Here is a 13,972-nt window from a genome sequence, read left to right as displayed (position 1 = left end):
CCCGGCTGACTCAGAGCGAGGCGGAGGCCTCGGCGAGCTTCTCCTGGGCGGCCTCCCACCGCGCGTAGAGCTGCTCCAGCTCCTCCTTGCCCGCGCGGTGCGTGTCCATCAGCGGCTTGGCCTTCGCGAAGTCGTTGTAGAGCACCGGATCCGCGAGCTGCGCCTCGCGCTCCTTCTGCGCCGCCTCCAGCTTGGAGATCGCCTCCTCCAGCTTCGCGATCTCCTTCTTGATGGGACCCTCCACGACGCTGCGCTTCTGCCGCGCCTCGGCCTCCATCCGCTTGCGATCCTTCTCCGTCATCCCCGCCGTGGACGCCTTGTCCGACGACGACTTGTCCCCCTGCCCCGTGGCCTCCGCCGCCAGCCGCCGCTGCTCCTGGTGGTAGAGGTACTCGTCCAGGTTGCCCGGGTGCGACTCCACCTTCCCGCCCACCACGTCCCAGACGTGCGTCGACAGCCCGTTCACGAAGCTCCGGTTGTGCGACACGAACACCAGCGTCCCCCCATACCCCTGGAGTGCTTCAATGAGCATCTCCGTCGAGTCCAGGTCCAGGTGGTTCGTCGGCTCGTCCATCAGCAGCAGGTTGGAGGGCACCAGCAGCAGCTTCGCGAGCGCCACGCGCGCCCGCTCTCCACCGCTGAGCACGCCCACGGGCTTGTTCACGTCGTCTCCCGAGAACAGGAACGCGCCGAGCACCCCGCGCAAGAAGCTCTCCGGCTTGTCGGCCGCGAGCGGGCGCACCTCCTCGATGATGGTGTTGTGCTTGTTCAGCTTGTCCGCGTGGTGCTGCGCGTAATACCCCATCACCACGTTGTGCCCGAGCTTCACCGTGCCGCCATCCGGCACGAGCTCGCCCGCGATGATCTTCAGGAGCGTCGTCTTGCCCGCGCCGTTGGCGCCCACCACGGCGATGCGCTGCCCGCGCTCCACCCGCGCGTCCAGCCCCGAGTACACCACCGCGTCCCCGTAGCGCTTCTGGATGCCCTCGAGCGTCACCACGTCACGCCCCGAGCGCTCCACCTCCGGGAAGCGGAAGCGCATGGTGGCCCGCTCCTCGAGCACCTGCACGTCCTCCATCTTCTCCAGCATCTTCGCGCGGCTCTGCGCCTGCCGCGCCTTGGTGGCCTTCGCGCCGAAGCGGTCGATGAACGCCTGCAGCTCCGCCTTGCGCGCCTCGACGCGCTCGGACTGGGCCTTGAGCTGCTCCATCTCCTCGGCGCGCTGGCGCTTGTACGTGTCGTAGTTGCCCACGTACGAGCGCAGTCCCTCCACCTCCAGCGACAGGATGCGGCCCACCTGCCGGTTGAGGAAGTCGCGGTCGTGCGAGATGAGCACCAGCGCCTTGTTCGAGCGCTTGAGGAAGCCGTCGAACCACGCCAGCGTCGGCACGTCCAGGTGGTTGGTGGGCTCGTCCATCAGCAGCAGGTCCGGGTCCTGGAGCAGCAGGCCCGCGAGCGCCGCGCGCATGCGCCAGCCGCCACTCAGCGCCCCGGTGGGCTTGGCCAGGTCCGCCTCGCGGAAGCCGAGGCCCTTGAGGATGCGCTCGGCGTGGTGCCGGCCGTAGTGCTCCTCGAAGTGATCCAGCTCCGTGTGCAGGTCCGCCAGCGTCTGGGCCAGCTCGAGCTGCTCCTCCTCGGTGGCCGCCTTGCCGAGCGCCTCCTCGGTCTCCCGCAGGCGCGCCTCCAGCGAGTCGCGGCCGGGCACGGTGCTCATCACCGCGTCCACCACCGAGCCCTCGGGCAGGCCCGCCAGCTCCTGGGGCAGGTAGCCGATGCGCGCCTTGCGCCGGTAGGTGAGGCTCCCCGAGTCAGCGTGCTGCGCCCCGGCGAGGATCTTCATCAACGAGCTCTTGCCCGTGCCGTTGGCGCCCACCAGGCCGATGCGGTCCTTGGGGCTGAGGGTGAAGCTTTCGTTGTCGAAGAGAACCTTCTTCCCGTAGGAGAGGCAGATGTCCTGGGCGATGACGAGGCTCATGTCGGGTCCGGGGGTGTAACAGTCCGGGGGCCTTCCGGGAACGACGGAGATGCCCGCCTGCTCCCTCCCATACCCGGAGTCCGGGGAGGCCCCCCGTCAGTCCCCCTGCCCGCCGCCTCCCGGGTTGCCTATACTCGCCGCCCTGATGGCTCCCCCCTGCCCGCACTGCGGTAGCGCCGAAGGTCCCGATCATCTCTGCAGCGCCTCCCAGATGGCGCTCATCGGCCAGGTGCTCGATGGCCGTTACAAAATCGAAGACGTGCTCGGCCAGGGCGGCATGGGCATGGTCTTCCGCGCCACCCAGACGTCCGTGCACCGGCCGGTGGCGGTCAAGACGCTCAACCCCTCGCTGGCGGCCGCGCCCCAGTTCTTCGAGCGCTTCCGGCGCGAGGCGGAGATCGCCAGCCGCCTGCGCCACCCCAACGTCATCACCATCTACGACTTCGGCCGGGCCCAGGACGGCACCTGCTATTACGTCATGGAGCTGCTCGAGGGCGAGAGCCTGCGCGAGATGGTCAAGCGCGACGGCCCCATGTCCCTGCGCCGCGCGGTGGAGGTCATCGAGCAGGCCTGCCGCGGGCTGGCCCACGCGCACGAGCAGGGCGCCGTCCACCGCGACATCAAGCCGCACAACATCATGGTGCAGCAGCTCGACGGGCGGGACTTCGTCAAGGTGCTGGACTTCGGCCTGGTGAAGGCGCTCGAGCAGGAGGACGAGCAGCAGCTCACCTCCACCGGCCAGGTGCTCGGCACGCCGCAGTACATGCCGCCCGAGCAGGCCGGTGGCGAGCACGTGGACCACCGCTCCGACCTGTATTCGATGGGCGGCGTCCTCTACTACTGCCTCACGGGCACCTCGCCGTACGGGGCCAATACGGTGCGCAAGGCGCTCACCGCCGCGCTGACGCAGCCTCCGCCCACGGTGGGCGCCAAGCGCCAGGGCGCGCCCGTGCCCCAGGCGCTCGAGGACTTCTTCCAGAAGGCCCTCGCCCGCGAGAAGGAGGACCGTTTCCAGAGCGCCCAGGAGTTCGTGGACGCCATGCTGGACGCGGTGGACGGACTGTCGGACGAGCAGCTCGACGCGCACCCCACCAACTCGGTCGCCGACGCGGGCAGCGGCAGCAAGCCGAGCCAGCGCAGTGTGTCCAAGCCGGGCCGTTCGTCTCCGAGCAACTCGCGCGCCCGTTCTCCCGCGCCGGCGGGGCGGACCGGGGGTTCTCAGCCCTCGGCGGCCCGCGCGGGTGCACCCTCCCAGCCCTCGGCGGCCCGGAGCGCGCAGTCCGCGTCCCGCGGTTCCCAGCCGTCCAGCCCGAGTGCCGCTCGCGGTGGCAGCGGGGCCGCTTCGGGCGTTCGCCCAGCGGGTCCGGCTCCGCGTCCCGGGGCCACGATGACGCAGCAGACCGAGTCCCTCGCGGAGGAGACGCGGAGTGGCGGCTTGTCGGGCAAGAAGCTCGCGCTCGTGGCCATTCCGCTGGCGCTCATCGCCGCGGGAGGCGCGTTCGTCGCCCTTCGCCCCTCCACCCCGGCCCAGCCCCCCGCTCCCGTGGTGGAGGTGAAGAAGGAGCCCGCCCCCGAGCCGCGGCAGCCCGCCGAGCCCGCCGTGGACAACATGCTCCTCGTGCAGGTCCGCTCGAGCCCGCCGGGCGCCTCCGTCTTCGATGGGGACACGCAGATCGGCACGACGCCGTTCGCCCGCAAGCTGCGCCGCAACGAGCTCCATGAGCTCACCTTCCAGCTCCCCGAGCACCAGGTGCTGAAGCACAAGCTGGACTTCAGTGGCGTGGTGGCGGACTCGCAGGACGTGAGCGTCACCCTGGAGCCCGTGAAGGCCGCTCCGGCCGAGCCCTCCTCGCGGCCCTCGCGCCCCTCGAAACAGGGCAAGGACAAGGACGACTCCGTCCCCATCTTCGAGTAGCCCCGGGGTGGCGCCTCCCGGTCTCGCGGCGGAATCGGGTTCAGGTTAAACATGCGCGGCACGTCGGCGCGACCTCGCGCCGGCCCCGTTTCGAGGACTACACACCATGGCTGAAGTCACCCTGGATCTGCGCGGTATGCCCAAGGCCGAGGCCTATGCCGAGCTCAAGAAGCACGCCGAGGCCGTCCTGGAGGGCCTCAACGACGACGTGGCCGCCATGGCCACCATGAGCTGCCTCCTCCACCACGCCTTCGGTCACCTGTGGACCGGCTTCTACCGCGTCGTGGAGCCCGGCAAGCTGCTGCGCGTCGGCCCCTACCAGGGGACGCTCGGGTGCCTGGAGATCCGCTTTGGCAAGGGCGTCTGCGGCACCTCCGCCGCCAAGGGCGAGACCGTCGTCGTCGAGGACGTGCACGCGTTCCCCGGTCACATCACCTGCGACGGCCGCTCGGTCTCGGAAATCGTCGTCCCCGTCTTCGGCCCCAACCGCGAGCTCATCGCCGTGCTCGACATCGACTCCGAGCACAAGGCCACCTTCGACGACGTGGATCGCCGCGCTCTCGAGGACCTGATGGGGTGGTTCTCGCGGCGGAAGTAGTCACGCCGCTGTGAGCCCTCGCTACCGCTTGGACATCCTCGTGAGGATTTCCTGCTCCAGGCGGTGCACCACCTCCGACAGCGGGATGGTGCTCGAGTCCAGCCGGATGGCATCGTCCGCGGGCTTGAGCGGCGCCACCGCTCGCGAGGCGTCGTCCTGGTCGCGTTTGATCTGATCCGCCAGCACGTCCTCCAGCGAGCGCTCCACGCCCTTCTGGAAGAGCTCCTCGTAGCGGCGCCGCGCGCGAATCTCCGGGTTGGCCTCCAGGAAGAACTTCGCGTCCGCGTCCGGGAACACCACCGTCCCGATGTCGCGGCCCTCCAGGATGGCTCCCTTGGGCGTCTCCAGCGCCAGCCGCCGCTGCAGGGACAGCAGACCCGCGCGCACCACTGGCCGGCTCGACACCTGCGAGGCCGCCATCGAGTTCTCCGGCGTGCGGATCTCCCCCGAGACGTCCTCTCCATCCAGGAACACGTGGTTGTCCTCGCCCTCCACCTGGAAGGACACGTGCACCCGGCCCAGCAGCTCGTCCAGCTTCACGTCGTCGTCGAACGCGATGGCCTCCCGCCGCACCTTCAGCGCCACGCAGCGGTAGATGGCTCCCGTGTCCACCAGCGCGAAGCCCAGCCGCCGCGCCAGCACCTTCGACACGGTCGACTTGCCCGCTCCCGCCGGGCCGTCGATGGCCACGATGAAGGGGCGCTTGCTCATGAGGCGAGGACCTCCTTCAGCGCCGCCACGCACCGCGCGTTCTCCTCGCGCGTGCCCACGGAAATCCGCAGCGACGTGGGGTAGCCGTTGCCCGCCACCGGCCGGACGATGACCCCCTTGCGCAGCAGCTTCTCGTACAGCTCCGGCCCTGGACGGCCGAAGTCCGCCAGCACGAAGTTGGCGTGGCTCTTCGTCAGGCGCGCGCCCAGCTTCGGCAGCTCCGTCTCGAAGTAGCGCAGCCCCTCGCTGTTGAGCTCGCGCGTGCTCCGCACATGCTCCGTGTCGTCCAGCGCCGCCAGCCCGCCCATCTGCGCGGGAATCGTCAGGTTGAAGGGCATCCGCGTGCGCTGCAGGTACGCCACCAGCCGCGCGTCCATCACCCCGTAGCCCAGCCGGATGCCCGCCAGCCCGTAGATCTTGCTGAACGTGCGCAGCGCCACCACGTTGGGGTACTTGCGGAAGTACTCCACCGCGCTGAAGTACTCGGACCAGTCCACGAACTCGAAGTAGGCCTCGTCGTGGACCACCAGCACGTGCTCGGGCACCTTCGCCAGGAAGGCCTCCCACTCCTGCCGGCCGAACGTCGTGCCCGTGGGGTTGTCCGGGTTGGCGATGAAGATCATCCGCGTGCGCGGGGTGATCGCCTTCGCCATCGCCTCCAGGTCATACCGGTGCCCCTCGCGCATGGGCACCTCGGCGAAGGGACGGCCGTGGGCCTGCACGGAGATGCGGTAGGCCGGGAACGAGCCCTTGCACAGCAGCACCTCGTCCTCGGGCAGCGTGAAGGTGCGGATGAGCAGCTCGATCAGCTCATTGGAGCCACTGCCCAGCACCACCTCCTCGGGCTTCACCCCGAGGTGCTCGGCCAGCCGGCGCACGAGCGTGAAGCTGCTCGCGTCCGGGTAGAGGTGGACCTTCTGGGCCGCCTCGCGCATGGCCTCGATGGCCTTGGGCGAGGGCCCCAGCGGATTCTCGTTGGACGCCAGCTTGATGACGCCGGTGAGACCGTACTCCCGCTCCGTCTCTTCGATGGGTTTGCCCGGGACATAGGGCTTGAGCGTCTCGATGTACGGGGGGACGAGCGGTCTCATGAGGTGATGGCTTCCTGTGTGCGGCTAACGCCCGGAGAACACGCCGAGCGCGCGGAATTTCTGGTAGCGGTCCTGGACCAGCTCGCCGCCCGTCAGCTCGGACAGCTCGCCGAGGTTCTTGCGCAGCGCCTTGCCCAGGTTCTCCGCGCTCTTGGTGTAGTCGCGGTGCGCGCCGCCGGCCGGCTCGGGGATGATCTCGTCGATGACGTTCATCTCCTTGAGATCCTTCGCCGTCAGCCTGAGCGCGTCCGCCGCCTTGTCCGCCTTGGTGGCATCGCGGAAGAGGATGGAGGCGCAGCCCTCGGGGGAAATCACCGAGTACACGCTGTTCTCCATCATCAGCACGCGGTTGCCCACGCCGATGGCCAGCGCGCCGCCCGAGCCGCCCTCGCCGATGACGGTGGAGATGATGGGCACCTTGAGCCGGCTCATCACCTCGAGGTTGTAGGCGATCGCCTCGGCCTGGCCGCGCTCCTCGGCGCCGATGCCCGGGTAGGCGCCCGGCGTGTCCACGAAGGTGAGGATGGGCTTCTCGAAGCGCTCGGCCAGCTCCATCAGCCGCAGCGCCTTGCGGTAGCCCTCGGGGCGCGGCATGCCGAAGTTGCGCAGCATGTTCTCCTTGGTGTTGCGCCCCTTCTGGTGGCCGATCAGCATCACCGTCTGACCATCGAAGCGCGCGAAGCCGCCCACGATGGACGGGTCCTCTCCGAAGAGACGGTCGCCCGCCATCTCGAAGAAGTCCGTGAACAGGTGCTGGACGTAGTCCAGGAAGTACGGCCGGGAGCTGTGGCGCGACAGCTGCACCACCTGCCAGCGCGTGAGATCACTGAAGATCTCCGTCTGAAGTTTCTTGGCCTTCTTCTCCAGCTTGGAGATTTCCGAGGTGAAATCCACCGAGCCGCTCGCCGAGAGGGCCTTGAGCTCGTCGATCTTCTTCTCCAGCTCGATGAGCGGTCGCTCGAAATCGAGTGGATAGTTGATGCCGTTCGCCATGGCGCCGGACCCCTATCACCTGCCCCCAGGGCATTACAACGCGCAACCCATTACGCAGTGCGTAGAATCCCCGCCCTCCCCCGTCCGTCGGAGTCTCATGCACCGCCTGCTGCTCCTGCTCGCCCTCGTCCTGGCCGCCCCCTCGTCCGCCCAGCCGGCCCGCGCCCTCAACACCGAGGGTTTCCGCCTCTACCAGGCCGGCAAGTACCCCGAGGCCCTGGAGAAGTTCGAGGCCGCCTCCCGGGCCGACCCGAAGCTCGCCCTCGCCCACTACAACGTGGCCGCCACCCTGGGCGTGCTGCGCAAGCAGGGGCGGATCTGCGAGTACTCGGCCCACCGGCAGACGATCCTCGAGCGGCTCAACACCGCCGTCCGGTTGGATCCCCGCCGGCTCACCCGGGCCAAGGAGGACGCGGATCTGGATCCCATCCGCGACACCGTGGGCTGGCAGCGCCTCCTGGGCCGCTCCCCCGCGAAGCAGGCCGATGTCCCGGAGATCCTCCGCCGCGTCACCTGGTACTCCCCCGGCGAGGGCGTCTACGGCTCCACTCGCAGGCTCACCTTCCCCGAGGGCAAGCGCGTGGTGCTGTGGCGCCGGGTGATCGACGACGACGCCAGGCCCGGCCGCACCGAGGAGCTCCCGGGGACTTTTACCCTCCAGGGGCGCACCGTGATCCTGACGTTTCCGGGAGGGGAGCCCCTCCGCGGCACGATGACCCCTCGTGGAGTGCTGGACTTCAAGGAGTTCGGAACGTTCCTGGACTCTCCGTCCGAGTGCGAGGCGTAGGACGGATTCCCCCCGAGGGACTTGGCGGCCGAGCCCCCCCTGCCCACCCTCCCCGTCAGGAGGTGACGGGGGATGGTGCGACTCGAGGGTCGGCAGTGGGGCCTGGTGGCCATGGTGGCGGGGACGCCCTTCGTCGTCGCCTTCCTGCTCGCGGCCGCGTCTCCGGGGCTCGTCGAGCCCGTGCTCGGAACGGCCCTGGGCGGCGCGAGCTGGTTGCTCGCCGCGCTCCTGGGCCTCCTGGGGGGGGCGGTGTTCGCTGGAGGCCTCAGCGGCCTGTCGCAAGCGCCCGGGTTCCACACCTCGCCCATCCGGCGCGTCTTCGGGCTCATCGGGGCGACGCTCGTGCCCATGGGGCTGTGCATCGTGCCCGCCCTGTGCCTGTTGCTCGCGGGGCCCGCGCTCGCCCTGCGCCTGGAGCGCGGGGAGGCCGTGCTGCCCCACGCTGCCCAGGAGCGATTCCAGTCGCCGCGCGAGCTGGCGCAGCGCCTCCGGCAGCAGCTGCCCCGGGTGCTCCCGAGCCTGCCCCAGGTGAATCCCTGGTGAACTCACCCCGACCCTCACCCGGAGGGCGAGGGAGAGGTGACTCGGATCAGGCCGCCTTCGTCTTCGCCGTGGCGCTCAGCGCGTACCAGGCCGTACGGAAGGCCTTGAGCTCGCGCAGACCCGCCGGGTGACGGCCCAGCGCGGGCGCCACCGTGACGGGCAGGCCGATCTTCTTCTCGATCACCTTGGCCGCGTTGAGCTCGTTCTTCCGGCGGTTCTCGCACCTGGCGCAGTCCGCCTTCGGGCCCACCCGGTTCACCAGCACGCGCTCGACCTGAAGCTTGCGCTCCTTCAGGTACTCCACCAGCCGCTCCGTGCGCGCCGCCGCCAGCTCCTCACCCCGCGTCACCACCACGAAGCGCGACTCGTTGGGCGAGGCCAGCGCGTCCTCGAAGCGCTTGATGTGCTTGAGGAAGGCGGCCATGTCATCGGCCAGCTCGCCCAGGCCCTTGGACTTGTACTTGGACAGCACGCCGTGCAGCGCCGTGAACCAGCCCTTGGCCGTGTCCGCCAGCTCCACCACACGCATGGAGCTCACCATGGGGGCGCCGTCCACCACGATCCGCTTGAAGCGCTCCTGCACCAGCGCATCCGTCAGGCACGACATGGCGGCCAGCTCGTCGATGCCCGGAGGCGCCGCGTCCAGCAGGTTGCGGAACAGCAGCAGATCCACCGGCACGTCGTTGCCCGTCTTGGGCGCGCCCTCGAAGGCCTTCTCCGCCTTCTCCTTCCAGCGCTTGCGCAGGTTGTTGAACCAGCCGGCCATGTCGAGCTCGCGCGCGTACAGGCCCTTGGTGCCCTTCACCTGCGTCTCCACATCCGTCAGGCGGCTCTGCAGCACGTCCGACAGCGAGTGCGCGGGGTCCGTGGAGATGAGGAGCACCGGCCCCTCCTTCTCCGTCAGCGTCACCGCCGCGGCGGCCGCGCACGAGCTCTTCCCCACTCCGCCCTGGCCCACGAAGAAGATGAGCCGCGTGGGAGGCAGCGGAGGCGCCGCGATCGGCGGCATGGACGGGGCGCGCACCAGGGCCGGAGGGCCCTCGGACGCGGCGAACTCGAGCGACTTCGTCTCCTTGCCGCTCGCCCACTCCTTGGCGAAGGGCTGGAGCAGCTCCAGGCCCCGGGGCGCCACCTCGCGCTTGCCCACGAGGTGCACCGGCACGTTCTTGTCCAGCGCCTGGAACTTGCGCACGTGCGGCGCCTGCAACCCGCGGCGGCCCAGGCAGGCCGTACAGCCTTCCTTGTCCTCCACCTGGTTGACCACCACCTCCACCACCGGGATGCCGCGCTCGCGCAGCTGCGCGAAGTACATGCGCGTCTGGGCCTCGGGCACCGGCTCGGCCAGCGCCACCAGGTGGAAGGCCGAGCGCGCTCCATCCTTCAGCAGCCCCAGCAGCTTCTCCGCCTTGCCCGCGAACTCCTCGAGGAACGCCTGCTCCTCGGCCGCCACGGGGGCCTTCTTGCCCTTGCCGCCCGCGCTCCGCTCCGCCCCCGCCTTCACCAGGCCCAGGAACTTGCGCAGCCCCACCGGCATGTCGAACAGGCGCAGCGTGTGGCTGGTGGGCGCCGTGTCCACCACCACGCGCTCAAACTCACCACCCTCCAGCAGTTCCACCACGTGCAGCAGGCCCAGCAGCTCCTCCAGGCCCGGAGTGGCTTGAGCGTACAGCTTGCCCAGGTCCTCCTCCGACAGGTGGGTGCCCTTGCCCGCCACCTTCTGCAGCGCGGGCACGTACTTCGCGAGGAAACCCTTGGCGAGCGCGGCGGGCTCCACCTCCATCGCCCACACCCCGCCGTCCGCCTTGCCCTTCGCCGCCTTGCCCTTGCCCTTCGGCTCCGGCTTGGGCTCCTTGGCGGCCTCGCCCTCCTCCGCCTCCAGCTTCACCGGCTTCGCCGTGAGCTTCTTCTTCAGCAGATCCGACAGGGAGCGCACCGGGTCCAACGAGACGAGCAGCACCTTCTCCTTGGGCGCTTCATCCGCGAGCCGCAGGGCGTACGCCGCCGCGAGCGTGGTCTTGCCCACCCCGCCCTTGCCGCCGAAGAAGTGAAGAACTCGCGCGTCGCTCATGAAAACGTGGCCTTCCTTGACCCCCCCGGCGAGGCCGGTCTCCGTCCCATACTGGACAGCCGCGGAGAAGGCACACCGGAAGTATCCCTGGGTAGGGAGCTGTAGTTACCGGGTGCCTCGGGGGTGTGTGTGACCCGCAGGATCGCCCGCAGAGAGCCCATGAGTCAAGTGAAGACGGGGTGTTGCACCCCATGGCTCGCGCACCGCGTCATGCCTCGGTCTCATGAGGGACATGCGCCCTGGCGCTCGCTCTCCCGGTCTCTTCACGAGCACCGGGAGTGCGAGACGGAGCCAACCGCGGAGGTCGGCTCCGGAATGGGATCCGCCAAGGTGGGTAGACAGCGGTGAGACGACGTCTCAGCGGATTTCCGAGGTACTGCCCAGCAGGGGGCCGGCGTGACCCGAGAGGGTGTTGCCCTCCGTGCCCTTACCGCCGGGTTGACCCCGGGCCTCGGCCGCGTAGCGGTTGAGCTTGTTGTAGAGCGTCTTCTCGCTCACCCCGAGGATCTCCGCCGTCCGGGCCTTGTTGTTGCCGTTGCGCTGGAGGCTGCCGAGGATGTACTCGCGCTCCACCGCGTCGAGCGACAGGCCGTAGGGCAGGCGGAAGGTGTGGCGCTCGGGGCTCTTGCCCGCCATGTCGGGGGGCAGGTGCTCGCGCATGATGAGCTCGCCGTCGCAGAGGATGACGGCGCGCTCCACCGCGTTGCGCAGCTCGCGGATGTTGCCCGGCCACTCGTGGTTCTTGAGGATCTCCATCGCGTCCGGGTGCATGCCCGTGACGCGCTTGGCCGAGTCCCCGCGGAACTTCTCCACGAAGTACTGCACCAGGATGGGCACGTCCTCGCGCCGCTCGCGCAGGGGCGGCAGCTGCACCTGGAAGACGTTGAGGCGGAAGAAGAGGTCCTCGCGGAAGCGCTTGGCCTCGATCTCCTTGCGCAGGTCGCGGTTGGTGGCGCACAGCACGCGCACGTCCACCTCGAGCTCCACCTTGCCGCCCAGGCGCCGCAGCTTGCTCTCCTCCAGCACGCGCAGCAGCTTGGCCTGAAGCTCGATGGGGATTTCGCCGAGCTCGTCCAGGAAGAGCGTGCCGCCGTGGGCCAGCTCGAAGACGCCGGGCCGGCGCTGATCCGCGCCGGTGAAGGCGCCCTTCTCGTGGCCGAAGATTTCCGACTCGATGAGGGTGGCGGGGATGGAGGCGCAGTTGATGGCGATGAAGGGCTTGTCGCGGCGCTGGGAGAGGTTGTGGATGGCGCGCGCCACCACCTCCTTGCCCGTGCCGGACTCACCGGTGATGGCCACGCTCGCCTTGGAGGGGGCCACCTTTTCAATCAGCTCGAACACCTTGCGCATGGCCACCGACTGGCCGATGAAGTCCGAGGAGCCGAGCTGCTTGAGGCGCCGGCGCAGGCCCTGCACCTCGCGCATCGTCTCCTTCTTCTCCAGCGCCCGGTCGATGCAGACCTTCAGCCGCGCGGTGTCGAGCGGCTTGACGATGAAGTCATAGGCCCCCTCGCGGATGGCCTCCACGGCGCCATCGATGGTGCCGTGGCCGGTGAGGAAGACCACCGGGCAATCCGGCAGCTCGTCCCGCAGGGCTCGCAGCAGTCCCAGACCATCCGTCTCCGGCATGGCCAGGTCCGACAGGACCACGTCCGGCCGGAACTCGCCCGCCTTGCGCAGGGCGTCGTGCGCGTCGAACGCGGTCTCCACCTTGTGGCCCCAGGCGGTCAACATCTCCGCCAGCGCCTCGCACGTATCGCGCTCGTCGTCCACAGCCAGAATTCGCGCGCTGCCCACGTGAGAACCTCCAGACATCAGACACTACGGGTGATGAAATCGTTTCGAGCCCCGTCCGCCGGATCAGGCGAGCGGGAAGGACAGCCGGCACATCCCGGCACGCAGGTGCAGCTCCACGCCGAGCTGCCCACACCGCAGTTCCAGCGCCGCCGCGGCTTCCGGCACGGTCTCCGCGGGCGACACGGTGGCATCCACCACCTCGAGCACCGCCCGCGAGTCCTCGGCGCGCACCGTCACCGACACCTCGGCGCCCTGCTCCGAGCGGCCGTAGGCCCTCATCAGGGACTGCACCACCAGGAAGCCCAGCTCGCCGGTGTCCGCCAGGCGCGCCCGCACTCCGGGGGCGAGCACCGGACGCACCTGCAGGCGCCGCTTGCGGCTCTCGTGCGCCAGCACCTCCATGGCGCGCGTCACCGTCTCGGAGAGGTCCGCCTCACCGGGAGCGCCCGCGCGGTTCACGATGAACTCGGCGAAGCGGCGCAGGATCCCGTCCACGCGCTGGATCTGATCGCGCATGGCCTTGAGGTTCTTCTCCTGGGAGGGAGGCACCTGGCCCGTCTCGACCTTGAGCTTCTCCGTCAGCACCTCCAGGTGGATGGAGAGTGCGTTCAAGGGATTGCGCACGTCGTGCAGGAGGCTGTCCATCAGTGTGGGAACCGCGCCGTAACGCGCGGCGTCCACCACCGGGTCCGCCCCTTCACGCACGGGGGGCGCACTGCTGCTCGCAGCCGTGGAGGTAATCACGAAAGCTCCTAGAGGTTGACTGGCGCCCTTCACTCCCGCCGCCCTGTCGCTGCGAGGATTTAGGGAGCCCCACAAATACCGTCAACCCTGGGGCGGTAATTCTTGCTGGCTGCGACGAATTCCCACCGCCAAGCGTCGTCCACCCGGCCAATCAGGTGTCGCGCATAGGACGCTTCACTTGTACTGCGGGACGGGTCCACGCGGAATCCGTGTACCCGTCGACAGTGTGCGGCAGTGTTCAGCGCTCGGCTGGCTGCTCCGCCGGGCCGGGGCCCACCAGCTCGATGTTCAGCCGCGCCGCGTACTCGAAGATGCGCGGATCCCGGTAGAACTCGCCGTAGACGATGCGCTGCACGCCCGTGTTCGAGATCAGCTTGAAGCACGGCCAGCAGGGGCTGGCGGTGGTATAGAGCGTGGTGGGCTTCTCGCGCTCGCTGTCGATGCGCACGCCGTTCTTGGCCGCCTGGAGGATGGCGTTGGCCTCGGCGTGGACGGTGGCCACGCAGTGCCCGTTCTCCATCATGTGGCCCACGTCGTTGCAGTGCGGCAGGCCGCGGATGGAGCCGTTGTAGCCCGTGGAGAGGATGGTCCTGTCGCGCACCAGCAGCGCGCCCACGTGCTTTCGGTCGCATGTCGCGCGGCTCGCCACCTGACGCGCGATGTCCATGAAGTACTGATCCCAGGAGCTCCGGTTGCTCATGCGTGCCTCCCCTCCTCCGGCATCTACCGTGGAGGGGCCCGCTGTCGAGT

12 protein-coding genes are annotated in these 13,972 nt (G+C 69.3%); 4 read left to right on the top strand and 8 right to left on the bottom strand.

Annotation, left to right across the window (positions count from 1 at the left end; all coding sequences use genetic code 11):
- Positions 1-10: 10 nt before the first annotated feature.
- On the bottom strand, positions 11-1,975 hold the full coding sequence (locus tag ACJ8AN_RS07640) for an ABC-F family ATP-binding cassette domain-containing protein (RefSeq protein WP_407754584.1): 1,965 nt from the start codon (positions 1,973-1,975) through the stop codon (positions 11-13).
- 211 nt (positions 1,976-2,186) lie between these two features.
- On the opposite strand from ACJ8AN_RS07640, the gene ACJ8AN_RS07635 reads away from it, so the two are divergent.
- Both ACJ8AN_RS07635 and ACJ8AN_RS07630 read left to right on the top strand, forming a co-directional pair.
- Complete coding sequence (locus ACJ8AN_RS07635) at positions 2,187-3,890, top strand: serine/threonine protein kinase (RefSeq protein ID WP_407754583.1); 1,704 nt, start codon at positions 2,187-2,189, stop codon at positions 3,888-3,890.
- A 106-nt stretch (positions 3,891-3,996) separates the two neighbouring features.
- Positions 3,997-4,488: a GAF domain-containing protein gene (locus ACJ8AN_RS07630; protein WP_407754582.1), complete on the top strand. Its 492-nt coding sequence runs from the start codon at positions 3,997-3,999 to the stop codon at positions 4,486-4,488.
- A 21-nt stretch (positions 4,489-4,509) separates the two neighbouring features.
- On the opposite strand, the gene cmk is transcribed toward ACJ8AN_RS07630, so the two are convergent.
- Genes cmk through ACJ8AN_RS07615 form a run of 3 tightly spaced genes read right to left on the bottom strand, consistent with a single transcriptional unit; the run spans position 4,510 to position 7,283 of the window.
- Positions 4,510-5,199, bottom strand: a complete 690-nt coding sequence (cmk, locus tag ACJ8AN_RS07625) for a (d)CMP kinase (protein ID WP_407754581.1) — start codon at positions 5,197-5,199, stop codon at positions 4,510-4,512.
- Entirely contained in the window at positions 5,196-6,290 is a 1,095-nt protein-coding gene (hisC, locus tag ACJ8AN_RS07620) for a histidinol-phosphate transaminase (RefSeq protein WP_407754580.1), read from the bottom strand. Before hisC ends, cmk begins: the two co-directional genes overlap by 4 nt.
- Positions 6,291-6,314: 24 nt before the next feature.
- Complete coding sequence (locus tag ACJ8AN_RS07615) at positions 6,315-7,283, bottom strand: acetyl-CoA carboxylase carboxyltransferase subunit alpha (RefSeq protein WP_407754579.1); 969 nt, start codon at positions 7,281-7,283, stop codon at positions 6,315-6,317.
- A 97-nt stretch (positions 7,284-7,380) separates the two neighbouring features.
- On the opposite strand from ACJ8AN_RS07615, the gene ACJ8AN_RS07610 reads away from it, so the two are divergent.
- Complete coding sequence (locus tag ACJ8AN_RS07610; protein WP_407754578.1) at positions 7,381-8,070, top strand: tetratricopeptide repeat protein; 690 nt, start codon at positions 7,381-7,383, stop codon at positions 8,068-8,070.
- Between the two features lie 72 nt (positions 8,071-8,142).
- Positions 8,143-8,613: a hypothetical protein gene (locus tag ACJ8AN_RS07605; protein WP_407754577.1), complete on the top strand. Its 471-nt coding sequence runs from the start codon at positions 8,143-8,145 to the stop codon at positions 8,611-8,613.
- A gap of 46 nt (positions 8,614-8,659) precedes the next feature.
- On the opposite strand, the gene ACJ8AN_RS07600 is transcribed toward ACJ8AN_RS07605, so the two are convergent.
- The 4 genes from ACJ8AN_RS07600 to ACJ8AN_RS07585 all read right to left on the bottom strand — a co-directional run bounded on the left by ACJ8AN_RS07600 (position 8,660) and on the right by ACJ8AN_RS07585 (position 13,922).
- The gene (locus ACJ8AN_RS07600; protein ID WP_407754576.1) at positions 8,660-10,681 is read right to left on the bottom strand and encodes an ArsA family ATPase; all 2,022 of its coding nucleotides are present in this window, start codon (positions 10,679-10,681) and stop codon (positions 8,660-8,662) included.
- Between the two features lie 357 nt (positions 10,682-11,038).
- Positions 11,039-12,478: an enhancer binding protein Nla6 gene (gene nla6, locus ACJ8AN_RS07595; protein WP_407754575.1), complete on the bottom strand. Its 1,440-nt coding sequence runs from the start codon at positions 12,476-12,478 to the stop codon at positions 11,039-11,041.
- A gap of 63 nt (positions 12,479-12,541) precedes the next feature.
- A complete protein-coding gene (locus tag ACJ8AN_RS07590) occupies positions 12,542-13,222 on the bottom strand; it encodes a histidine kinase dimerization/phospho-acceptor domain-containing protein (protein ID WP_407754574.1) in 681 nt (226 codons plus the stop codon).
- 238 nt (positions 13,223-13,460) lie between these two features.
- Positions 13,461-13,922 carry a deoxycytidylate deaminase gene (locus ACJ8AN_RS07585; protein ID WP_407754573.1) on the bottom strand — a complete coding sequence of 154 codons (462 nt, stop codon included), beginning with the start codon at positions 13,920-13,922 and terminating at the stop codon, positions 13,461-13,463.
- Positions 13,923-13,972 lie beyond the last annotated feature (50 nt).

The sequence above is a fragment of the Archangium sp. genome (assembly GCF_045802675.1).
In the GTDB taxonomy this organism is placed as follows: domain Bacteria; phylum Myxococcota; class Myxococcia; order Myxococcales; family Myxococcaceae; genus Archangium.
This window is presented reverse-complemented; position numbering and strand designations above follow the sequence as displayed.